General features: G+C 67.5%; 20 protein-coding genes and 1 pseudogene. 13 read left to right on the top strand and 8 right to left on the bottom strand.

From position 1 onward, the window contains the following. The first annotated feature begins 77 nt into the window (after positions 1-77). A complete protein-coding gene (locus BR47_RS0120725; protein WP_051634881.1) occupies positions 78-1,313 on the top strand; it encodes an IS30 family transposase in 1,236 nt (411 codons plus the stop codon). Positions 1,314-1,480: 167 nt separating this feature from the next. Here BR47_RS0120725 and BR47_RS0120720 read toward each other — a convergent pair whose 3' ends face one another. After that, positions 1,481-2,287 (bottom strand): Abi-alpha family protein, encoded by an 807-nt coding sequence (locus BR47_RS0120720; RefSeq protein WP_177127413.1) that lies wholly within the window; start codon positions 2,285-2,287, stop codon positions 1,481-1,483. Positions 2,288-2,347: 60 nt separating this feature from the next. Beyond that, entirely contained in the window at positions 2,348-3,523 is a 1,176-nt protein-coding gene (locus tag BR47_RS0120715) for a pyridoxal phosphate-dependent aminotransferase (protein ID WP_029120658.1), read from the bottom strand. 65 nt (positions 3,524-3,588) lie between these two features. Here BR47_RS0120715 and hutH point away from each other — a divergent pair, with 65 nt between their 5' ends. Next, the gene (gene hutH / locus BR47_RS0120710) at positions 3,589-5,127 is read left to right on the top strand and encodes a histidine ammonia-lyase (RefSeq protein ID WP_029120657.1); all 1,539 of its coding nucleotides are present in this window, start codon (positions 3,589-3,591) and stop codon (positions 5,125-5,127) included. Here the strand turns inward: hutH and BR47_RS0120705 are convergent. After that, complete coding sequence (locus BR47_RS0120705) at positions 5,120-6,571, bottom strand: aromatic amino acid lyase (protein ID WP_029120656.1); 1,452 nt, start codon at positions 6,569-6,571, stop codon at positions 5,120-5,122. The two genes, hutH and BR47_RS0120705, sit on opposite strands and share 8 nt — an antisense overlap. A gap of 164 nt (positions 6,572-6,735) precedes the next feature. On the opposite strand from BR47_RS0120705, the gene BR47_RS0120700 reads away from it, so the two are divergent. Genes BR47_RS0120700 through hutI form a run of 9 tightly spaced genes read left to right on the top strand, consistent with a single transcriptional unit; the run spans position 6,736 to position 16,260 of the window. Then, a complete protein-coding gene (locus tag BR47_RS0120700) occupies positions 6,736-7,416 on the top strand; it encodes an IclR family transcriptional regulator (RefSeq protein WP_029120655.1) in 681 nt (226 codons plus the stop codon). Beyond that, positions 7,413-8,519, top strand: coding sequence for an ABC transporter ATP-binding protein (locus tag BR47_RS0120695; RefSeq protein WP_029120654.1), 1,107 nt, complete (start codon positions 7,413-7,415; stop codon positions 8,517-8,519). Before BR47_RS0120700 ends, BR47_RS0120695 begins: the two co-directional genes overlap by 4 nt. Further along, positions 8,516-9,160: an ABC transporter permease gene (locus tag BR47_RS0120690; RefSeq protein ID WP_029120653.1), complete on the top strand. Its 645-nt coding sequence runs from the start codon at positions 8,516-8,518 to the stop codon at positions 9,158-9,160. Before BR47_RS0120695 ends, BR47_RS0120690 begins: the two co-directional genes overlap by 4 nt. After that, entirely contained in the window at positions 9,133-9,894 is a 762-nt protein-coding gene (locus BR47_RS0120685; protein ID WP_029120652.1) for an ABC transporter permease, read from the top strand. The genes BR47_RS0120690 and BR47_RS0120685 overlap by 28 nt, the downstream gene beginning before the upstream one ends. Continuing rightward, positions 9,891-10,814, top strand: coding sequence for an ABC transporter substrate-binding protein (locus tag BR47_RS0120680; RefSeq protein ID WP_029120651.1), 924 nt, complete (start codon positions 9,891-9,893; stop codon positions 10,812-10,814). Before BR47_RS0120685 ends, BR47_RS0120680 begins: the two co-directional genes overlap by 4 nt. A 31-nt stretch (positions 10,815-10,845) precedes the next feature. Then, complete coding sequence (gene hutU, locus BR47_RS0120675; RefSeq protein ID WP_029105082.1) at positions 10,846-12,519, top strand: urocanate hydratase; 1,674 nt, start codon at positions 10,846-10,848, stop codon at positions 12,517-12,519. After that, complete coding sequence (locus BR47_RS0120670) at positions 12,516-13,754, top strand: allantoate amidohydrolase (protein WP_036427626.1); 1,239 nt, start codon at positions 12,516-12,518, stop codon at positions 13,752-13,754. The genes hutU and BR47_RS0120670 overlap by 4 nt, the downstream gene beginning before the upstream one ends. Further along, a complete protein-coding gene (locus BR47_RS0120665; RefSeq protein WP_036427625.1) occupies positions 13,751-15,097 on the top strand; it encodes a formimidoylglutamate deiminase in 1,347 nt (448 codons plus the stop codon). Before BR47_RS0120670 ends, BR47_RS0120665 begins: the two co-directional genes overlap by 4 nt. Then, entirely contained in the window at positions 15,094-16,260 is a 1,167-nt protein-coding gene (gene hutI / locus BR47_RS0120660; protein WP_029120648.1) for an imidazolonepropionase, read from the top strand. The genes BR47_RS0120665 and hutI overlap by 4 nt, the downstream gene beginning before the upstream one ends. Here the strand turns inward: hutI and ipdE2 are convergent. The 4 genes and pseudogenes from ipdE2 to BR47_RS33255 all read right to left on the bottom strand — a co-directional run. After that, positions 16,248-17,183, bottom strand: a complete 936-nt coding sequence (ipdE2, locus tag BR47_RS0120655; RefSeq protein ID WP_029120647.1) for an acyl-CoA dehydrogenase IpdE2 — start codon at positions 17,181-17,183, stop codon at positions 16,248-16,250. The genes hutI and ipdE2 overlap by 13 nt on opposite strands. 2 nt (positions 17,184-17,185) lie before the next feature. Continuing rightward, positions 17,186-18,151, bottom strand: a complete 966-nt coding sequence (locus BR47_RS0120650; protein ID WP_029120646.1) for an acyl-CoA dehydrogenase family protein — start codon at positions 18,149-18,151, stop codon at positions 17,186-17,188. A gap of 14 nt (positions 18,152-18,165) precedes the next feature. After that, positions 18,166-19,290 carry an acyl-CoA dehydrogenase family protein gene (locus BR47_RS0120645; protein WP_029120645.1) on the bottom strand — a complete coding sequence of 375 codons (1,125 nt, stop codon included), beginning with the start codon at positions 19,288-19,290 and terminating at the stop codon, positions 18,166-18,168. Between the two features lie 3 nt (positions 19,291-19,293). Further along, positions 19,294-19,413, bottom strand: a pseudogene (locus tag BR47_RS33255) (hypothetical protein); the annotation flags it as partial. Between the two features lie 102 nt (positions 19,414-19,515). Between BR47_RS33255 and ipdE1 the strand changes: the two are divergent. Together ipdE1 and ipdF are read left to right on the top strand one after the other, a co-directional pair. After that, positions 19,516-20,664 (top strand): acyl-CoA dehydrogenase IpdE1, encoded by a 1,149-nt coding sequence (gene ipdE1, locus BR47_RS0120635; RefSeq protein ID WP_020100833.1) that lies wholly within the window; start codon positions 19,516-19,518, stop codon positions 20,662-20,664. After that, positions 20,664-21,452, top strand: a complete 789-nt coding sequence (gene ipdF, locus BR47_RS0120630; RefSeq protein WP_029120644.1) for a (5R,7aS)-5-hydroxy-7a-methyl-1-oxo-2,3,5,6,7,7a-hexahydro-1H-indene-carboxyl-CoA reductase — start codon at positions 20,664-20,666, stop codon at positions 21,450-21,452. The genes ipdE1 and ipdF overlap by 1 nt, the downstream gene beginning before the upstream one ends. A gap of 136 nt (positions 21,453-21,588) precedes the next feature. On the opposite strand, the gene BR47_RS0120625 is transcribed toward ipdF, so the two are convergent. After that, positions 21,589-22,830, bottom strand: coding sequence for a CaiB/BaiF CoA transferase family protein (locus tag BR47_RS0120625; RefSeq protein WP_029120643.1), 1,242 nt, complete (start codon positions 22,828-22,830; stop codon positions 21,589-21,591). Positions 22,831-23,008: the final 178 nt, after the last annotated feature.

The following is a 23,008-nucleotide window of genomic DNA, read 5'->3' as shown; positions in this document are numbered from 1 at the left end:
GGCGTATTCAAGGGATCGATGCAACACCCGTCTGATTGAGGAGTGTTGTGGGTTCCAATCTGGTGTTGCGGGCACGGATGCGGACGTTTTGGGTTCTTGTCCGGCAGGGGTTTAGTCCGGGGGATGCCGGGCTAGCCGTCGGTGTGTCAGAGGGCTGCGGGCAGCGATGGTTCCGTGACGCTGGTGGGGTGAAACCTTGTGATTACCAGCCTCATTCGTCGGGCCCTCGGCGGCGGCTGGCGTTAGAAGAACGCATCGAGATCCAGGTCGGTGTGCGTACCGGAGAGTCGTTGCGGTCGATCGCGCGGCGTCTGGGGCGGGCACCCTCGACGATCAAGCGTGAGGTCGACAACAACTGCGAGCTGCGTAACCGCTATGAGGGGCGCAAGTCGGGGTATCGGCGTAAACATGCGTTCGGGGCCCGCCAAGGCGGCCGCAGTGCCACTGTGCACTACCGGGCTCTGAGTGCGCACGATCGCAGCGCCGAGAGCGCCCGGCGTCCCAAGGCGGGCCGGTTGGCCCTCGATGACAGGCTCCGTAACGAGGTGCAGACTCGGTTGAAGCTGCGGCACAGCCCGCAGCAGATCGCTCGCCGGCTGCGCGAGGATTTCCCCGACGATCCGGAGATGTGGGTGTCACACGAGGCCATCTACCAGGCCATTTACGTGCAAGGACGGGGCTCGCTGCGCCGCGAGCTGCACCAGTGTTTGCGCACCGGGCGGGCAGTTCGCCGCTCCCAGAATGTTTCTGGGGAACGGCGCGGCCGTATCCGGGACATGGTCATGATCAGCGACCGTCCCGCCGCCTTCTCCGACCGCGCGGTGCCGGGGAGCTGGGAGGGTGATCTGATCATTGGCAGCACCGTTTCGGGGTCGGCGATCGGCACCCTGGTCGAGCGCAGCACTCGCTTCGTGATGCTGCTGCACCTGCCCGATAATCACGGCGCACTCGCGGTGCAGGAGGCCATTGTGGCCAAAATGGCTGAACTGCCCGAGCATCTGCGCCGCGCGTTGACCTGGGATCAGGGCAAAGAGATGGCCAACCATGCCACGATCGCCAAGGCCACCGGCCTAAGAATCTACTTCTGCGATCCGCATTCACCGTGGCAGCGTGGCACCAACGAGAACACTAACGGCTTACTGCGCCAGTATTTTCCGAAAGGCACCGACCTGTCGCTGCACGGCCCGGGCATCTTGGACAACGTCGCCGCCGAACTCAACGGCCGACCCCGCGCAACCCTGAACTGGAGAACACCCGCCGAAGCCCTCGACGAACTACTGTTGAATCCGCCAACTGTTGCATCGATCCCTTGAATACGCCGCGGTTGCTCCGCTCTGACTGCACATTCGTGTACGTGAATATGCTGGGCACTTGACAAGCAAATGCCTTGTGGGCGTTGACCGTGCGCGGGCGCATGCAAAGTGCGAGAAGCGAAGACCCAGGGCGCACGATCAACGTGTGGCCGACCGGGAAAGGTCGACTACGACCCGTCCTGCATCGCGGCCTGCCACAAGCCGCGGCCCAGCTCCGACAGCCGCAGCGCGAGCTTCTCGACGCGCGCCGGGAAGGGGCCCCGCGAGGCATCCTTGATGGCTTTGAGCACCATCGACTCCGCGCTGAGGATCTCGTAGTCGGCCTTCAGGTCGGGGTCCTCGGGGACGGTCTCGACCAGCCCGAGCGCCAGCAGGTGGCTGACGTACTGCGGCACCATCTGCGGCAGCGCGACGTTGGCGGTGCGGCCGATGAGGCACGCGTTCTCCAGCGTCGCGACGCTGCGGTTCCGCGGGTAGATGTTCACCAGCGGTGACGACTCGTTGTCGGACAGCGCGCCGATGATTCGGGCTTCGTCGGCAACCAGCTGATCGAGCAGCCGGTGATAGAGCTCGGTCTTCCCGTCGGCGGTGCTCTGGTCGAGGGCGCGGTCCAGCAGTCCGCCGAGCTTGCCGTGCAGGGACTCCTTGGCGGGCTGCTTCTGCGGGGCGGGCGCCGGCGAGCGCTCGGGGGCCATTTCGATGGCTTCGACGGTGGTCTTGGTCGCGATCGCGATCTGCTCGCCGCCCCAGGCGGCCAGCTTGAAACCGAACTTCGCGACGCCGAGGGCGCGGTTGGCCAGGCCGAGCGGGTCGAATCGCTTCGGGATCGCCAAACCACCGCGCGGCGTCGAGATCGCGATGGCGATCTCACCGATGGGCGTGGACAGCTTGATGCCGTGCCGTTCGAGGCCCTCGCGGTTCACCGGTAAGTCGTCGGTAACTTCCGGTTCTGGGTTGTCGGTTTCCTGGGACATTGCGGACCGATGGTACCGGCCTGCCGTTTGTTCTCGCCCCTTGTGTGGCAAACCCGACAGCTACCCCTGCCGGTACGCGGCGAGCCAGGGACCCAGCCGGCGCAGCGCTTCTTCGATGTCGGACTTCGGTCCGGCGAACGACAACCGTACGAACGATCCGCCGTGCTGGGTGTCGAAATCCACGCCCGGCGCGATCGCCAGACCGGTGTCGGTCAGCAACTTCTCGCAGAACGTCAGCGAGTCGGTGGAGTAGTCCGAAATGTCGGCGTAGACGTAGAACGCGCCGTCGGCGGGCGCCAGCTTGTCGAGCCCGACGTCGGCCAGCCCGGCGAGCAGCAGCGCGCGGTTCTCCGCGTAGTGGTGCACCAGGGCGTCGGCTTCGGCGATGGCCTCGGGCGTGAACGCCGCGACGGCCGCGTACTGCGGCAGTGTCGGCGGGCAGATGGAGAAATTGCCGGTCAGGCAATCGACGGCCCGGCGCAGCGGTTCGGGCACCAGCAGCCAGCCCAGCCGCCAGCCGGTCATGGCGAAGTACTTCGAAAAGCTGTTCACCACAATGGCATTGCGCGAGGTCTCCCAGGCGCAGCTGGTCGCGGGCGCGCCGTCATAGATGAGCCCGTGGTAGAGCTCGTCGCTGATCAGCTGCACGGAGTTGGCGTCGCACCAGGTGGCGATAGCCGCCAAATCCTCAGCGGGCAGGACCGTCCCCGTCGGGTTGTTCGGGCTGGCGATGATCAGCCCCTTCACCGGCGGGTCGAGCTGCTCCAGCATGGAAATGGTTGGGTGGAAACGGGTTTCGGGACCACACGGCACCTCGACGACCTCGCAACCCAAGGCCGACAGGATGTTTCGGTAACAGGGATAGCCGGGGCTGGCCACCGCGACGCGGTCGCCGACGTCGAAGCAGGACAAGAACGCGAGCAGGAATCCGCCGGTGGATCCGGTGGTGATGACGACGGCGTCTGGCTCCACCTCGACGCCGTACCGGTCGAGGTAGGACTTCGCGATGGCCTCACGCAGCTCGGGAATGCCCAGCGCGACGGTGTATCCGAGGTTGTCATTGGCGAGCGCCTCGGCAGCGGCCGCCCGGATGGGCGCCGGTGCCTGCGCGGCGGGTTGTCCCGCCGACAGGTTCACCAGGTCGCCGTGGCTGCGCTGCCGCTCGGCCGCGGCCAGCCACACGTCCATGACATAGAACGGTGGAATGCCTGCGCGCAGCGCCACGGGGTTGGTCACCTGAGTCAGGCTAGAACACCCGGCGGCAATACCGGCCGGCCGGTGGCGGCAGGCACAATCGTCGGATGGTCCAGGTTGCGGTGGGTGTCGGCCCCGTCAGTGCCGATGATGTAGTGCGGGTGGCCCGTGACGGCGCGGAAGTGATGGTCGCCGATGATGCGGTGGCCGCCATGGCGGCCAGTCGGGCCCACATCGAGGCGCTCGCGGGGAATCCCACCCCGGCGTACGGAATCTCCACCGGCTTCGGTGCGCTGGCCACCCGCCATATTCCCCATGAGCTGCGAACGAAGCTGCAGCGCAGCCTGATTCGCTCGCACGCGGCGGGGTCGGGCCCTGAGATCGAACGCGAGGTCATCCGGGCGATGATGCTGCTCAGGCTGTCGACGCTGGCGACGGGTCGCACCGGGGTCCGACCGCAGGTCGCCCAGGCCTACGCCGGACTGCTGTCGGCTGGACTGACGCCGGTTGTCTACGAATACGGCAGCCTCGGCTGTTCGGGGGATCTCGCGCCGCTGTCGCACGTCGCGCTCGCGGTCATGGGTGAAGGCCAGGTCCGCACCGCCGACGGCGCCCTCTTACCGGCCGTCGACGCGCTGCGCGAGCATGGGCTGGAGCCGGTCACCTTCGCCGAGAAGGAAGGCCTGGCGCTCATCAACGGGACCGACGGAATGCTCGGCCAGCTGGTGCTGGCGCTGGCCGATCTCGATCGGCTGCTGGCACTCGCCGACATTGCTGCGGCGATGAGCGTGGAGGGCCTGCTCGGTACCGACCGGGTCTTCGCGGCGCATCTTCAGGCCTTGCGGCCCCAGCTCGGGCAGGCCGTCGCCGCCGCGAACATGACGCGGGTGCTGGCCGGATCACCCATCGTCGCCAGCCACAGCGGACCCGACTGCGCGCTGGTGCAGGATGCCTACTCGCTGCGCTGCGCACCCCAGGTTGCCGGCGCCGTTCGCGACACGGTGACGCACGCCCGTACGGTCGCCGACCGGGAATTGGCCGGCATCGTCGACAACCCCGTCATCACCGATGCCGGGACCGTCGAGTCCAACGGCAACTTCCACGGCGCCCCGGTCGCGTATGTGCTGGACTTCCTCGCGATCGCCGTAGCCGACCTGGCCAGCATCAGCGAACGGCGCACCGACCGCTTCCTCGACGCGGCCCGCAGCCGTGGCCTCAACCCGTTCCTGGCCGACGATCCCGGTGTCGACAGCGGTCACATGATCGCGCAGTACACGCAGGCCGCCATCGTCTCCGAACTCAAGCGCCTGGCACAGCCTGCGAGCGTCGACTCGATCCCATCGTCGGCGATGCAGGAGGACCACGTCTCCATGGGCTGGTCGGCGGCCCGCAAGCTGCGTAAGGCCATCGACGGGCTCACCCGGGTCCTGGCGATCGAAGTGCTCACCGCCGCACGGGGAATCGAGATGCGGGCACCGCTGCGTCCGGCGCCGGGTACGGCGGCGGTGATCGCCGCCGTGCGGGACCGGGTCCCCGGCCCCGGCCCGGATCGCTACCTGGCGCCCGAGATCGAAGCGGTCGTCGAATTGGCCAGGGACGGGGCGCTCGTGGCTGCGGCCGAGGCGGTCATCGGCCGCCTCAGCTGACCGATTCGGGGACGAGGCGGCCGAGATCGTCCAGCAAGTCCTGGGCCGCGGCGAGGTCACCACGCAGGTCTCGGTCCGTGTCGTCCCAGGGCAGATCGGCCGCCAGGGTGATCGCCTGTCCGGCGACACCCGTGAAGCTGTGGTGCAGACCGCGCTGCCGCAACAGGCGCACGGCGCCGACCAGCTCGCAGCACAACAACACCCGGTATGCGGCGACCGACCGTTCCAGCTGAAGCGCGCTCTGCGAGGCGAACGTGGCGTCCTCCTCCATGCCCCGCGACAGCACGAGCGTCCCGACGGACGCAGGTTGTGCGGCGGCCCGGATCTCGGCGATCGCCCCGGCGGCCACGTACTCGACCATCATGAGTCCGGATGAGCCGTCTTCGGCCTCTGCCAGAAAGGCGTTGCGGCCGTTGGTCTCCGGGTCGTTCAGCATCCGGATTCGGGAGTGGGTGATCGGCGCGGTCAGCGCCAGAGCCAGCGTGGTGCCGTCGAGTTCCAGGGACAGCGCAGCCTGGTAGAAGGCGCCGTGATGCACCACCTGATCCCCGTCGACATCGAACAGCGGATTCTCCTGTGCCGTGTTGAGCGTCCGCTCGAGCTGTGCGACAAGGGAATTCAGTGTCGCGACAACGCTGGCCTGGGAGACGGGGTAGACCCGCAGGCCATACGGATCCTGGATACGCGCCGGACGGTGATCGGGGTGCCCCGCGCCGGTGAACAACGACCGCAGGCGGGCGGCCAGCGCATCGACTTCCGGTGCCGCGGCCGCGCGCGCGGCCGCCGCGGCGAATGCAGACGGATTACCGTCCAGCGCAAGGAAACTCAGCATGTAGATGACGCTCGATGCGCGTTCCAGCCGGATCAGTTCGTCGGCGGCCAGGCAGCTGCGGCCGACGGTCAGCGCGCTGCTACTCATGAACGGTAGTGCGCTGTCTGCGCCCCACCGCGACATCGGTGTCAGTGGGCGGCTGGCCGGGCGTTCGCCCATCAACGTGAGGGCGGTGCCGGCCAGTGCTGCCAGGTCGCCGGTGCCGATCGACGCGTAGTGCCGCAGTTCGGGCAGGGCATCGTCGTTGAGCATGCGCTCGAGGCCGCCCAGGATGCGCGGATCCAGGCCCGCGCCCGGGACACACAGTTGGATCAGCCGCACGGCCAGCATGGCGCGCACCGTGCGGTCGTCGAGCGGATCACCCGCATCGGCGGCGTGGCTGCGCAACAGGCGCAGTCCGTAGTCGTCATCATCCGGTGCCACCGGCGTGCTGCGATTCGCGCCGACTCCGGTGGTGCGGCCGTAGGTGGCGAACCGCGCGCTCAGGTCGGCCGCCTGCCGGTGTGCCCCGGTCACCCCGTCGAGCACGGCCGGTGCCACGCAGACCTGATCGCGACGGTCCGCGAGCGTCACGACGTCGCCAATCGTGCCCGCTCCGGTCAGCTCAATCATGTAATTCTCCTCGTTCTCTACCGCAGGCGCGCGATCGGTCCTATCATCGCCGAAAGCCATATCTTGCCGCTAGATGGAAAGTGAATTTTACTTAGTGGCAACGCTGAGTGCGTTGGTCGAAACGTTGAGCTCCTACATTTCGTCGTCAAGGAGAGGAGGTCGCAGTGGCGGAAGCGTCCACTCGGACCGTCGAACGGGCACTGGCACTACTCGCGACGGTCTGCGAGTCCGGTGCGACGAACCTCGTCGACAGCGCACGGGAATGTGAACTCGCGCCGAGCACGGCGTTGCGGTTGTTGCGGACGCTCGAAACAACCGGCTTCGTCAGCCGGGACGAGTCCGGCACCTACCGGCCCGGTGGGCGGATCATCCAGCTCGGCGCACAGGCCCTGAGCAACGAGTTCCTGATCGATCTCGCCGAACCGGCCATGGACGCGCTGGTTGCCGAAACTGGCGAGTCCGCCTATCTGTCGGTCCGAGGACACGGCCAAACGGCGCTCTATCTCAACATCGTCGAGGGCACGCATTCGGTTCGGCACGCCAACTGGGTGGGTCGGACCGTACCCCTGGACGCCTCGGCAGCCGGGCACGCGTTGCGCGGTGACATCCCCGCCGAGGGGTATGTCGTGGTGGAACGCGGCGTGGAAGCCGATGTCACCGCCATCGCCTCTCCTGTGCGCTCGGAGGCTCGCATCGTCGGGGCGCTCAGCCTCGTCGTACCGAGCTATCGGCTCACCGCGCCCGAAACGGCGCGGTACGGCCAAATGCTGGTCTCGGCCGCCGCGGACGTCTCCGCCCGGCTGAGCGGACCCACGAAACAAGGCTCGCCGGAAAGAAAGTCATGATCACATTCGACACCGTCTCCAAGGTGTATCCCGACGGCACGGTCGCCGTCGACAACCTGACGCTCACCGCTCCGGGCGGCAAGATCACCGCGTTGGTCGGCCCGTCAGGATGCGGGAAGACGACCTCCATGCGGTTGATCAACCGGCTCATCGAACCCACCTCGGGCACCATCGAACTCGACGGTGTCGACACCCAGTCGCTGGACCGGGTGGCGTTGCGGCGCAAGATCGGTTACGTCATCCAGAACGCCGGTCTCTTTCCGCACCGCACGGTGGTCGACAACGTCGCCGCACTGCCCCGGCTGCTCGGTGGTAGCAAGAAGGAAACACGTTCGGCGGCAATGGAACTGCTGGAGCGCGTCGGCCTCGACGCCAAGTTCGCCCGCCGCTATCCGTGGCAATTGTCCGGCGGGCAGCAACAGCGGGTCGGGGTGGCCCGCGCGCTGGCGACCGACCCGCCCTTCCTGCTCATGGACGAGCCGTTCAGCGCCGTGGATCCGATCGTCCGCAACCAGTTGCAGGACGAATTCCTGCGCCTGCAGGCCGATATCTCCAAGACCATCGTGATGGTCACCCACGACATCGATGAAGCGCTCAAGCTGGGCGATCAGGTAGTGGTGCTTCGGGAAGGCGGCACCCTCGCGCAGGCGGCGACGCCGGCCGAACTGCTGGCGGCACCCCACGACGCCTTCGTCGCAGACTTCGTCGGCTCGGCACGCGGCTACCGGGCTCTCGGCTTCCACACCGGCGACGACCGGCTGCCGTTGCATCGGGAGCCGACGATCACTGTGGGGCAATCGGTCTCGGCGATCCAGTCCGGCTCGGGGCGGTGGGTGCTCGCGGTCGATGCGCACGGGTCCCCGCTCGGCTGGGTCGACACCACGACGCTGTCCGGCGACACGGTGCTCGACGGCGACATCACACTGTGTACCACCGCCCGCCGCGGCGACCCGCTGCGCGAGCTGCTCAACGCCGCGCTGTCCAGCCCGAGTGGGCGGGGTGTGATCACCGACGAATCGGGTGTGCTCCTCGGCACCGCGACCGACCACGACATCATCGACGCGATCCGACGGGCCAAGGAATCACAGGCGGTCTCGGCATGAACTGGATCTCGTCGAACGTCGACCGCATCGTCTCGCTGACCGTTAGCCACACCTGGCTCACTCTGGTCCCGACCGTCATCGGGCTGGCGCTGGCTCTGCCGCTGGGGTGGTGGGCGCACCGCTCCGGTCGCGGGTACGCCGCCATCGTCGGTACCGCCGGTCTGCTCTACACCATCCCGTCGCTGGCCCTGTTCATCATCCTGCCGGTGATCCTCGGCACCAGGATCCTTGATCCGGTGAATATCGTTGTCGCACTGACGCTGTACACCCTGGCGTTGTTGGTGCGCGTCGTCGCCGACGGTCTCGGTTCGGTACCGCACGACACTGTGGCCGCCGCCGAGGCGATGGGCTACCGCGGTTGGCAGCGCCTACTGCTCGTAGAACTTCCCGTCGCGGTGCCGGTGATCGCCGCGGGCCTGCGCGTCGCGGTGGTGTCCAACGTCAGCATCGTCACCATGGCCGCCCTGCTGGGCATTCCTCAGCTCGGATCGCTTTTCACACAAGGCTTTCAGCTGCGGCTGTACGTTCCGCTGATCACCGGCGTGGTCCTGTGTGCGGTGCTCGCGATCATCTTCGACGGGCTGATCATCTGGCTGAACAAGCTGCTCACCCCATGGCGGCAGCGGACGGTGACGTCATGAACATCGTCGGCTGGTTCACCGACCCGGCCAATTGGTCCGGCTCGGGCGGCATCCCCGTGCAGGTCGGGTACCACCTGCTCTACTCCGGCATCGCACTGCTGGCCGCACTTGCGATCGCGGTCCCGCTCGGGATCGTGATCGGGTACACCGGCCGTGGCGAGGCGGTGGTCGCTGGATTTGCAAATGCGCTGCGCGCCTTGCCATCCCTCGGTCTGCTCGTGCTGCTGTTCCTGATCATCTCACCGGTGGTGGCCGGCAAGTTGGTGTACATCCTGCCCACCATCGTCGTGCTGGTGCTGCTGGCCGTGCCACCCATCCTCACCGGCACCTACGCCGGCATCCAGAGCGCCGATCCGCACGCGGTGGACGCGGCGCGCGGCATGGGGTTCACCAGAACCCAGATCCTGCTGCGTGTGCAGCTGCCGTGTGCGTTGCCGCTGCTGGTGTCCGGCGTCAGAAGCGCCACACTGCAGATCGTTTCGACGGCCACCATCGCTGCGTACCTCGGTCTGCAGGGCCTCGGCCGGTTCATCCTGGACGGCCGGGCAACAGCAAGTTTCAGCGAAATGGCCGGCGGCGCAATCCTGGTCGCCCTCCTCGCCATCGTGCTCGAGTTCACCTTCGCCTGGATCGGCAGGCTCATCGTGTCTCCCGGCCTGCGCCGGGCCGCAAGCAAATCCGCCTCACCCATCGAAACCTCAGTAACCACCTTCACCTTGGAGAAAGCACCATGAAGAAGCGCAGCATCCTCTCGATCGTCGCCGCCACTGCCGTGTTCGCGCTCAGCGCGTGTGGCGGAGGTGGGGGAGACCCGCTCTCCGGCGGCGGGAGCGACAAGGGCTCCGCGGGATCGCAGATCATCATCGGATCCGCCGACTTCACCGAAAGCCAGCTCGTCGCCAGCATCTACTCGCAGGCGTTGCAGGCCAAGGGCGTCAGCGTCAAGGAGCAGTTCAACATCGGCAGCCGAGAGGTCTACCTCCAGGCCTTGAAGGACGGGTCGATCGACTTGGTTCCCGAATACACCGGAGCGTTGCTGAGCCATCTCGACCCCAAGTCGACCGCCGCGACGCAGGATGCGGTGACCACCGAACTCAAGGGCAAGCTCCCCGCCGGGATCGCCATGCTGACCCCGTCGGCCGCCGAGGACAAGGACGTCGTCGCGGTCACCCAGGCGACGGCCGACAAGTACAAGCTCAAGACCATCTCCGACCTGGGCCTGGTTGCTGGGGAACTGGTGCTGGGCGGCCCGGCGGAATGGAAGACCCGCCAGCAGGGTGTGGTCGGCCTGCGCGACGTGTACGGACTCAACTTCAAGGACTTCGTCAGCCTCGACGCAGGCGGAACACTGACGATGACAGCTCTCACCAATGGTCAGATCCAAGCGGGCGACCTGTTCAGCACCGACCCGGGCCTGAAGGCGAATCATCTTGTGGCCCTGGAGGACAACAAGAATCTGTTCGCGGCGGAGAATGTGGTGCCACTGATCAAGGCCGGCAAGCAGAACGACACCGTCACCAAGACCCTCGACGCGGTGTCGGCGAAACTCACCACAGACGACCTGATCTCGATGAACGCCCAGGCCGCCACCGGCGCCAACCTCGCTGATATCGCCAAGAAGTGGCTGGCGAGCGCCGGCATCGGCGGACAGTGAACGACTCTCTCGGCAAAGGATCTGCATTCTCATGACCAATTCGGTGACCACCGGCCCACGTCCCGTCCGCGCCCCCCGCGGTTCTGAAATCTCTTGTCGCGGTTGGCAACAGGAAGCTGCCCTGCGCATGCTGATGAACAATCTCGATCCTGAGGTGGCCGAGCATCCAGAGGACCTCGTCGTCTACGGCGGCACGGGCCGCGCGGCCCGGAACTGGGAGGCCTTCGATGCGATCGTCCGCACGCTGCGGTCGCTGGCCGACGACGAGACGCTGCTCATCCAATCGGGGAAACCGGTCGGCGTCTTCCGGACCAACGTCTGGTCGCCTCGTGTGCTGCTGGCGAATTCGAACCTGGTCGGCGACTGGGCCACCTGGGAGCAGTTTCGCAAGCTGGAAGCCGAAGGGCTGATGATGTACGGCCAGATGACGGCCGGCTCCTGGATCTACATCGGCACCCAGGGCATCCTGCAGGGCACGTTCGAGACCTTCGGTGCGGTGGCGCGCAAACGATTCGGCGGCACCCTGGCCGGCACCATCACCCTGACGGCCGGCGTGGGCGGCATGGGCGGGGCACAGCCACTCGCGGTCACCATGAACGAGGGCGTCGCGATCTGCGTGGACTGCGACGAGAGCCGCATCGACCGGCGCATCGCACACCGCTACCTGGACACCAAGGCCACTGACATCGACGAAGCCCTGGCGATGGCGATCGAAGCGCGGGATGCCAAGCGGCCGTTGTCGATCGGGCTCGTCGGCAATGCGGCGGCGGTGTTCCCCGAACTCCTGGAACGTGAAGCCCCGATCGATATCGTCACCGACCAGACCTCGGCCCACGACCCGTTGTCCTACCTGCCGTTGGGCGTCGATTTCGAGGACATGAAGAAGATGGCGGACAAGGATCCCGCGTACTTCACCGAGCAGGCCGAGTTGTCCATGGCCAAGCACGTCGCCGCCATGGTCGGCTTCATGGACCGTGGCGCCGAGGTGTTCGATTACGGCAACTCGATCCGGGACGAGGCGCGCAAGGCCGGCTACGACCGCGCTTTCGCTTTCCCGGGATTCGTGCCGGCGTACATTCGCCCGCAGTTCGAGGAGGGCCTGGGACCGTTCCGCTGGGCCGCTCTGTCGGGAGACCCCGCCGATATCGCCGCGACGGACCGGGCGATCCTGGAGCTGTTCCCCGACAACGACCATCTGCGGCGCTGGATCACCATGGCCGGTGAGAAGGTCGCGTTCGAGGGCCTGCCCGCACGCATCTGCTGGCTCGGATACGGCGAGCGGCACCGGGCCGGCCTGCGGTTCAACGAGATGGTCGCCTCCGGTGAGCTCTCGGCGCCGCTGGTGATCGGCCGTGACCATCTGGATTCGGGATCGGTCGCATCGCCCTACCGCGAGACCGAGTCAATGCTCGACGGTTCCGATGCGATCGCCGACTGGCCGTTGCTCAACGCATTGGTCAACACCGCGTCCGGCGCGTCCTGGGTGTCCATCCATCACGGCGGTGGCGTGGGTATCGGGCGCTCGATTCACGCCGGCCAGGTGTGCGTGGCCGACGGCACCGAACTGGCGGCACAGAAGCTCGAGCGGGTGCTGACCAACGACCCGGGCATGGGTGTCATCAGGCACGTGGACGCCGGCTACGAGCATGCCGCCGACGTGGCACGCGAACGGGGCGTGCGGATCCCGATGTGGGAGAACGCGTGACATCGCCCGGCACGTCGTTCGACAAGTTGTGGCCGACCATCCTCGACGTCGGCCGCAACCCGGCCAACGGCGGATATCGCCGGTTCGCGTGGACCGACGCCGATCTGACCCTGCGCGAGTGGTTCGTCGGCGAGGCCGAGCGGCGTGGCATGGACGTCGAGGTCGATCGCAACGGCAATCTGTGGGCCTGGTGGCTGCCGCCGGGCTGGTCCGGTGATCCGCGCGACGCGTTCGTGACCGGTTCGCATCTGGACTCGGTGCCCGACGGTGGCGCCTTCGACGGGCCGCTCGGTATCGTCTCGGCCTTCGCCGCGATCGATATCGTGCGGGAGCGCGGTGTGGTGCCCGCCATCCCGGTCGGGGTGGCGGTGTTCTCGGATGAGGAAGGCGCACGGTTCGGGGTGGCCTGCGTGGGCTCGCAGCTGTCGACCGGTGCGCTGAGTGCCGACCGGGCGTGCGGGCTGCGCGACATCGACGGAATCACGTTGGCGGAGGCCCTCATTCGCGCCGGGCGCGATCCCGGGCACCTGGGCCCGGATCCGCACCTGGCCGCGCGGGTCGGCGTGTTCGTCGAGTTGCACGTGGAACAGGGCCGGGCGCTCGATCTGGTCGACGCCCCCATCGCGGTCGCTTCATCGATCTGGCCGCACGGCCGCTGGGAGTTCACGTTCGACGGTGAGGCCAACCATGCCGGTGCCACACGTCTGGTCGATCGCCGTGACCCCATGTTGGCCTTCGCGTCCTCGGTGCACACCGCGCGTGCGCAGGCCGCCGCACATCAGGCGGTGGCCACGTTCGGCAAGGTGATCGTGGCCCCCAACGGAGCCAACGCGATACCGTCGCAGATTCGGGCATGGTTGGACGCCCGCGCCGCGGACGAGGTCACCCTCGGCGCACTGGTCGATGCCATCTCCGCGGAAGCACGGCGGCACGCCGAACACGAGTCGGTGACCCTCGACGTCATCGCCGAATCGATCACACCGATCGTCGAATTCCCGCAAGGCCCGCGCAGCCGGCTGACCAAGGCCCTGCGCCACCTGGGGGACATCCCGGTACTGCCCACGGCGGCCGGCCACGACGCCGGCATCCTCGCGGCTCAGGTGCCGACGGCGATGCTGTTCGTCCGCAACCCGACGGGGGTGTCGCACTCGCCTGTCGAGCACGCGGAACCCGCCGACTGCAACCGCGGTGCGGTTGCTCTTGCCGACGTGATGGCCGAGTGGGTTTCGCGGTGACGGTCACCTGGTGGTGTGAGCACGCCTGGCTCGGCGACACGGTGCAGGCGGGCGTGCTGATCACCGTCGACGACGGCCGAATCACCTCGATCGTGGCGGGTGCGCCGGCCACCGGCGCGTCGAACCGCTTGTCCGGCTTGGTGATCCCCGGTATGGCGAACGCTCATTCGCATGCCTTCCACCGTGCACTGCGTGGGCGCACCCAGCGTGATCGGGGATCGTTCTGGACGTGGCGTGACCTCATGTACCGGGTGGCCGACCGCTTGGATCCGGATCGCTACCGCGCCTTGGCCCGCGCCGTGTACGCCGAGATGGCGCTGGCCGGTATCACCTCCGTCGGGGAGTTCCACTACCTGCATCATGACACCGGCGGCCGTCCCTATTCGGACCCGAATGCGATGGGACATGCGCTGATCGAGGCCGCGGCCGACGCGGGGCCGCGGCTGACGCTGCTCGACACCTGCTATCTGAGTTCCGCACCGGACGGCGCGGCGCTGCAGGACGGGCCGCAACAGCGATTCGGGGACGGCAGTGGGGCCGGCTGGGCCGAACGCGCCGAAATCCTGCGTGACCAAACACGTTCCAGGCCCGGCGTTCTCGTCGGCGCCGCACTGCATTCCGTACGTGGCGTCCCCGTCGACCAGATGCCCGATGTGGTCGAGTGGGCGTCCGCGCACTCGGCGCCGCTGCACGTGCACTCGTCCGAACAGCGCGCTGAGATCGAGCAGTGCCAGGCCGTGCACGGGCGCACGCCCACCGCGGTGCTGCGTGACGCCGGCGCGCTCGGCCCGCGGACCACCGCCGTCCATGCCACCCATCTGACCGCCGGCGATATCGCCGACATGAGTGCCTCGGCCACCGGTGTCTGCTTTTGCCCCACCACCGAACGGGATCTCGGTGACGGGATCGGCCCGGCGCCGGCCCTGCTGAACACACCGGGACTGTTCAGTCTGGGATCCGACAGCCACGCTGTCATCGACATGTTCGAGGAGGCCCGCGCCGTCGAACTCGATGAACGATTGGCCCGACAGGAGCGCGGCATCATCGGCGCACCGACCTTGTTACGCGCCGCCACCGTCGACGGCCAACACGCCATCGGCTGGGCGGATGCGGGCGTGCTGCAGGTCGGCGCGCGCGCCGACCTGGTTGCGGTGGACCTGAATTCGGTACGCACTGCCGGTGGCGGGGCCACCGCGGAGACGATCGTGTTCGCCGCCACCGCCGCCGATGTCACCGACGTGGTGATCGACGGACAGGTGGTGGTCGCCGACCGTAGACATGTCCGCGTCGACGTGGCCGCGGAATTGAGCAAGGCGATCGAGAACCTGCTGGGGGACTCATGACCATCCTGTACGACGGCATCGCCGAGCTGGTCACCAACGACCCGGCGCAGGGCGACGGCAGCGCTCTCGGTGTGGTCAGCGACGGGGCCGTGCTCGTGGCCGGTGACACGATCGAGTGGGTGGGCCGGCGCCGCGATGCGCCCGCTGCGGACGGACGCGTCGACTGCGGCGGCGTGAGCGTCGTGCCCGGATTCGTCGACAGTCATGCCCACCTGGTGTTCGCCGGTGAACGGTCGGCGGAGTTCGCAGCCCGGATGAGCGGACAGCCCTATGCCGCCGGCGGTATCGCGACGACGGTGGCGGCGACCCGCGCAGCCGACGATTCCACTCTGTCGGCGGGCGTGCGCCGGCTGGCCGGTGAACTGTCTGCCGCGGGGGTGACGACGTTCGAATGCAAGAGCGGATACGGCCTCGACATCCAGAACGAGGCCCGTTCCCTGCGCATCGCCCGCGAATACACCGGAGAGACAACATTTCTCGGAGCCCATGTGGTTCCTGCCGAATACCGTGACGATCGTGCCGGATACATCGACCTCGTCACCGGCCCCATGTTGGACGCCTGCGCACCGCTGGCCCGCTGGATCGACGTGTTCTGCGACAGGGGAGCGTTCGACGTCGACGAATCCCGTGCCATCCTCACCGCGGGCTTGGCGGCCGGCCTACAACCGCGGCTGCACGCCGGTCAACTCGGCCCCAGCGAGGGGATTCAGCTGGCGGTACAACTCGGGGCGGCCTCGGTCGATCACTGCACGTATGCCACCGACGCGGATATCGAGGCACTGGCCTCCGGTAGCACGGTCGCCACGCTACTGCCGGGAGCGGAGTTCTCCACGCGCGCACCGTGGCCGGACGCGCGCCGGATGATCGACGCCGGCGTGACGGTCGCCATCGCCACCGACTGCAACCCCGGGAGCTCCTTCACCACCAGCATGCCGTTCTGCATCGCGGTGGCCGTTCGCGACATGAAGTTCACTCCCGCGGAGGCCTTGTGGGCGGCGACCGCCGGCGGCGCGGCCGCGCTCCGCCGGGACGACGTCGGGACGCTGGCGCCCGGTAAGCGCGCCGACTTCCTGTGTCTCGACGCGCCGTCGTACATCCATCTCGCGTACCGGCCGGGGGTGCCGTTGATCCGCGATGTGGTGCACGCCCGTCAGAGGATCTGAGCCTCCAGTCGCCGCAGGTGCTCCCGCGACGACCCGAGCAGCTGCGCACTGCCGTGCGCACGCTTGAAGTAGAACTGGATGTCGCTCTCCCAGGTGATGGCGATGCCGCCGTGCATCTGGATCGCTTCGCCGGCAACGGCATTGAACGCCTCGGTGGCCATGTAGCGGGCCAGCGACGCATTCGTGGGGGTCGGGTCGGCGATGGCGTCGTTGACGATCGAGCGGGCGGCCGAGACCTTGACGTACAGATCCGACATGCGGTGCTTGAGCGCCTGGAAGCTGCCGATCGGCCGGCCGAACTGCACGCGGTCCTTCGAGTACGCGACGGTCAGGTCCAGGCAGCGGCTCGCGGCGGCGACCTGCTCGACGGCCATCAGGATGGCCGCGGTGTCCGCCAGGCCGGGGTCGGCGCCGAGGGCGGTGGTGCTACCCGGAGCCACCGCGGCGAGACGACGCGTCGGGTCCATCGCGGTGGCCGGGGTGACGGTGTTGTCGGTCCAGCGAGCCAGCTGGCCGTCCTGCGCGGCGATCACCACGTCGGCGACGTCGCCGTTGATGACGTAACCGGCATCGAAAACGACGGTTCCGATGGACGTTCCCTCGGCCAGGCCCTCCAGTGGCTCTTCGTCGCCGACGGCGAGCAGAGCCAGTTCGGCGAGCGTGGTGCCGAGCAGCGGCGTCGGGACGAGGCCCTTGGCCAGTTCCTCGAGAACCACTGCGGCGTCACCCAATTCACCACCGGCACCGCCGAGCTCCTCGGGCACGACCAGCGCCGCGGCGCCGACCTGCTCGCACAGCATCTGCCAGAGCTTCTCGTCGTAGCCCTTCTCGGACTCGATGGCAGCCCGGACGGCTTCAGGGCTGGCGTGCTTCTCGACCAGCGCTGCGACGGTGGCGCGCAGCATGTCCCGTTCTTCGCTCATCGTCACAGCCCTTCCAGTACACGGGTCCGGTGCCACGTCGAGTCGCCCCACGCCGAGCGCAGCGCCTGCGTGCGCAGCAGCAACAGGGACAGGTCGTGTTCCTGCGTGAAACCGATGGCGCCGTGCGTCTGCAGCGACGACCGGGCGGCCAGCAGCGCGGCTTCGTTGGCCGCGACCTTGGCGGCGCTGACATCGCGGGCCAGCGTGGGCGACCCGTCGGCGAGGGCCAAGGCCGCGCCGTAGACCAGCGGGCGGGCCAGCTCGACGGCGATGTGCACGTCGGCCAGCTTGTGCTTGATGGCCTGGTACGACCCGATCACGGTGCCGAACTGCGTGCGCTGCTTGGCGTACTCGACAGCCATGTCGAGCATCGCCTGGCCGGCGCCCACCAGCTGCGCGGCGGTGGCCAGCGCGCCGAACTCGAAAGCCTTTGCCGTGTCCGCGGTTTGGGCTTCGCCGGTGGCGGTCACGTCGAACAGGTGACGGGCCGGGTCGACGGACTGGTGCTCGGCGCCGATGGTGGCGTCCTGCACCTGACCATCCCCGGCCAGCAGGATCAGACCGGCGGTGTCGGCGTCGACGGCCCGCGGGGCCAGCGGCGGCAGGGCGACGGTGGCGATGAGCTCGCCCGAGGCCAGGCCTTCCGAACGCTTATCTGACGCCAGCAGCACAGGGGCGACCGCAATGGATTCGGTGACCGGACCGGGCACGGCCCAGTAGCCCAGACGCTCAAGTGCGACAACCAGATTCACCGGGTGCGCGCCGATGCCGTCGAACTCCTCCGGCACGTTCAGCGCGGTGACACCCAGGTCGGCCAGCGTTGACCAGACCTTGCGGCCGGGTGCGGCGTCGGCCGCCTTCTCGACTCCACCCCACGCCCGAACGGCGGCGGGCACGTCTGCCGCGCCCAGCGCGGCGTCGATGCTCGCAGCGAAATCGCGCTGCGATTCGTCCAATTCAAAGAACACGTGAACAATCCCTCTTATTTGCGGGGCAGGCCCAGCAGGCGCTCGGCGATGATGTTGCGCTGAATTTCGTTGGTACCGGCGTAGATCGGGCCGCCCAGGGCGAACAGCAATCCTTCGGTCCAGTGGTCGTACAGCTCGGCGTCGGGGCCGCGCAGGTCCAGTGCGGTCTGGTGCAGGGCGACGTCGAGGTCGGACCAGAACACCTTGGTCACCGAGGACTCGGCGCCCAGCTTGCCACCGTTGGCCAGCCGCGTGACGGTGCCGAAGGTGTGCAGGCGGTAGGCCTGGGCCTTGATCCAGGCGTCGGCGACGCGCTCGGCGTAGGCCGGGTTCTGCTCGACCTTCCATTGCGCGACAAGGCGTTCGGCAGGGGCGACGAAGCGGGCCGGGCTGCGCAGCGACATGCCGCGCTCGTTGCTCGAGGTGCTCATGGCGGCGGTCCAGCCGCCATGCACCTGACCGATGACGTCCTCGTCGGGGACGAACACGTCATCGAGGAAGATCTCACCGAAGCCGGTCTCACCACCCAGCTGGGCGATGGGCCGGACCGTGATGCCCTCGGCCTTGAGGTCGAACATGAAGTACGTCAGACCCTTGTGGCGCTGCGCTTCCGGGTCGGAGCGGAACAGCCCGAAACCGCGCTCACCGAACGGGGCGCGCGAGCTCCAGATCTTCTGGCCGTTGAGCTTCCAGCCGCCGTCGACCTTGGTCGCGGTCGAGCGCAGCGAGGCCAGGTCGCTACCGGACTCGGGCTCGGACCAGGCCTGGGCCCAGATCTCCTCGCCGGAGGCCATTTTCGGCAGCACGCGCTCCAGCTGGTCCTTGGTGCCGTGCGCGAACAGCGTCGGCGCCAGCATCGCGGTGCCGTTGGCCGAAGCGCGGCCGGGGGCACCGGACTTGAAGTACTCCTCCTCGTACACCACCCACTGCAGCATGGTGGCGTCGCGGCCGCCGTACTCCTTGGGCCACGCGATGACCGACAGGCCGGCGTCGTAAAGCACCTTGTCCCAGACACGGTGCTGCTCGAAGCCCTCGAGGGTGTCGTAGGACTTGGTGGGGAACTTGTCCTTGTTGGACGCCAAGAAGTCGCGGACCTCGGCCCGGAATTCCTCGGTTTCGTCGTCGAATGTCAGGTCCATGCGTTACCGATTCATCTCTCGCAGTTGTGGTTTGACCACTTTGCCTCCAGGGTCGCGCGGCAGGGTGTCCAGGAACGCCACCGACCGCGGCGCCTTGAAGTTAGCCAAATGTTCTTTGGTGTAGGTCTGCGGTGGGGTCTGCCGACCGGGCTGCTGGGTGCCGTCGGACCCACTCATTGGAACTCCCTCTAACAAAGCAAGTGCTTGGTAGGTTAGCCTATAAGGGTGATAGAGGTCCAGACGTTCCGGGCTGAGGTCCGGCAATGGCTCGCAGACAATCTCGTCGGTGAATTCGCAGCTCTCAAAGGTCTTGGTGGCCCCGGCCGTGAGCACGAGGCATACGAAGAACGACGCGCGTGGAACCAGCACCTGGCCGCGGCAGGCCTGACCTGCCTGGGCTGGCCTGAGGAGCACGGTGGCCGCGGCTTGTCGGTCGCGCACCGCGTCGCCTTCTACGAGGAGTACGCCAAGGCGGACGCCCCGGACAAGGTCAACCACCTCGGTGAGGAACTGCTCGGGCCGACGCTCATCGCGTACGGCACCGAAGAGCAGAAGAAGCGCTTCCTGCCGAACATCCTCAACGTCACCGAGCTGTGGGCCCAGGGCTACTCCGAGCCCGGCGCCGGTAGCGATCTGGCCAACGTCTCGACGGCGGCCGAACTCGTCGGCGACGAGTGGGTCATCAACGGTCAGAAAGTCTGGACCTCGCTGGCACACTGGGCGCAGTGGTGCTTCGTGGTGGCCCGCACCGAGAAGGGCTCCAAGCGTCACCACGGGCTCTCCTATCTGTTGGTTCCGCTGGACCAGCCGGGCGTCGAGATCCGCCCGATCGTTCAGTTGACCGGCGACTCCGAATTCAACGAGGTGTTCTTCGACGACGCCCGTACCGAGGCGTCGCTCGTCGTCGGTGAGCCCGGGCAGGGCTGGGGCGTCGCGATGGCGACGCTCACGTTCGAGCGCGGCGTTTCCACGCTGGGCCAGCAAATCCGTTACAAGCGCGAGCTCGAAGGCCTGATCGGTGTCGCCAAGACCACCGGCGCCATCGACGATCCGCTGATCCGGCACAAGCTTACCGAGTCGTGGACCGGCCTGCAGGCCATGCGGTCCTACGCCATGGCGACCATGGACGTCGAGCAGCCCGGTCAGGACAACGTGTCAAAGCTGTTGTGGGCCAACTGGCATCGCGAGCTCGGTGAGATCGCCATGGACGTGCAGGGCATGGCGGGGCTGACGCTGCCCGGCGGCGAGTTCGATGAGTGGCAGCGCCTGTACCTGTTCTCCCGGTCGGACACCATCTACGGCGGCTCCAACGAAATTCAGCGCAACATCATCGCCGAGCGCGTGCTCGGCCTACCCCGAGAGGCCAAGGGCTGATGGATCTTTCAGTTGCTCCTACCGAGGTTGAGGGCCACGGCCTGCTGAAGGGCAAGGTCGTCCTCGTGACGGCCGCCGCCGGCACCGGCATCGGCTCGTCCACCGCCCGTCGCGCGCTGCTGGAAGGCGCCGACGTCGTGGTGTCCGACTACCACGAGCGTCGCCTCAACGAAACGCGTGACCAGCTGGCCGCACTCGGCCTGGGCAAGGTCGAGGCCGTTGTATGCGATGTCACCTCCACCGAGGCCGTCGACGCCCTGATCACCGCGGCCGTCGAGAAGATGGGCCGGCTGGACGTGCTGGTCAACAACGCCGGCCTGGGCGGGGAGACCCCGCTGGTCGACATGACCGACGACGAGTGGGACCGCGTCCTCAACGTCACCCTGAACTCGGTGATGCGCGCGACCCGCGCCGCCCTGCGGTACTTCCGCGGCGTCGAGCACGGCGGCGTGATCGTCAACAACGCCAGCGTCCTGGGCTGGCGCGCGCAGCACTCGCAGTCGCACTACGCCGCCGCCAAGGCCGGCGTCATGGCGCTGACCCGTTGCAGCGCAATCGAAGCCGTCGAGTACGGCGTCCGCATCAACGCGGTGTCCCCGAGCATCGCGCGCCACAAGTTCCTGGAGAAGTCGGCGTCGGCCGACCTGCTGGACCGGCTGTCGTCGGACGAGGCATTCGGCCGCGCCGCCGAGCCGTGGGAGATCGCCTCGACCATCGCCTTCCTGGCCAGCGACTACTCGAGCTACCTGACCGGCGAGATCATCTCGGTGTCGAGTCAGCGGGCTTAGTTTTCGTCCGGCCGCGAGGTTCGGATATGTGCACTTGCCCGCCTAATTGCGACAACGTTGTCGCAATTAGGCGGGCATTTTCATGTGTGGCAGGCTCGCGATCTCGCAAGCCTGACCTGGTGGCGGACCGTCTCGATCAGATGATCGCCTGCTCCTGCAAGTCCGCGATCCGCGCCGCGTCATAGCCCAGTTCACCGAGTATCTCCGCGTTGTGCTCGCCGATCACTGGCGGTGCGAGGCGGATCGTCGCTGGCGTGGCACTCATACCCGCCAGCGGGCTGCCGATCAGGTCGACCGATCCGGCGGCGGCCCATGCATGCGGCGTCGTCGCGCGCAGGCCCCGGTGCTGCACCTGCGGATCTTCCCAGACCTCCGCCAGATCGTTATAGCGCGCGGCCGGGATGCCCACGCTGTCGAACTTCGCCTGGAGCTCCTCCGTCGTGAACTGCCGGCTCCACACGTTGATGATGTCGATCAACTCCGCGCGATTGATCTTGGCCCGCTTGGCGTTGGTGTCGAAGCGCGGGTCGTCGTAGAGCTCGGGCTGGCCCATCAACTCCGACATGCGCCGCCAGTGAGCGTCGCTCCCGGCCGTGATGTACGTCATGCCGTCGCGCGCATGGATGAGGTCGGCGGGGCCGCCGCCGTTGCCACCATTGCCCAAACGCTCCGCCTGGACGCCGCTGATCAGATAGTCCTGCATGATGTGGCAGATCATCGCCACGGAACTGTCGAGCAGCGCCATGTCGATGTGCTGGCCCTCGCCGGTGTTGTTGCGATGGTTCAGCGCGGCGAGGATCGCGATGGCGCTGTTGTGGCCAGTCACGAAATCGACCAGGCTGGGACCGGCTTTCACTGGCCCCGCGCCGGGTTGGCCTTCGGGGATGCCGGTCACGGCCATCATGCCGCCGCTCGCCTGGAACAACCCGTCGTAGCCCGCGCGCGCCGCCATTGGCCCGGTCTGGCCAAAGCCGGTGATCGAGCAGTAGATGAGGCGGGGATTGATCGCCTTCAGGCTCTCGTAGTCCAGCCCGAACCGCTTGAGGTCGCCGACCTTGTAATTCTCGATCAGGATGTCCGCGGTCTTGACCAGGGCACGCAGGATGTCCTGCCCCTCCGGCTTGGAGTGGTTGACCGTGATCGACCGCTTGTTGCGGTTCGACGCGGTGAAGAAGCCGGACTGGCGAAGGTCCTTGCCGTCCTTGCCCTCGACCGAGGCAAGACCGTAACCGCGCCCTTCGTCACCGCTGCCCGGTCGCTCCACCTTGATGACGTCAGCGCCGAGGTCGCCCAGTATCTGCGCGCTGATCGGGCCGGCGAAGACGCGGGTCATGTCGATGACCCGGATACCCTCCAGGGCACGCTGTGTCGTGCTCATGATCTCCTGCTACTCATCCATTTCGAGTCGTGCTGCGCGCAAGCATAGGGCTCGAATCGAAGCGCCCGACGCTTTACGCATCCCATCTATCGGTCGCGGTCGAGAACCGCGCGTGTGACCTCGCCCGCTCTCAGGGCCGCGATCGCATCAACGTGCGCGACCCCTGTGAGCACTCGAT

Origin of the sequence: Mycobacterium sp. UNC410CL29Cvi84 (genome assembly GCF_000686745.1) — a bacterium.
Classification (GTDB): Bacteria; Actinomycetota; Actinomycetes; order Mycobacteriales; family Mycobacteriaceae; genus Mycobacterium; species Mycobacterium mucogenicum_B.
The sequence above is the reverse complement of the archived record's forward strand: the minus strand, read 5'-3'. Positions and strand labels throughout refer to the sequence as shown.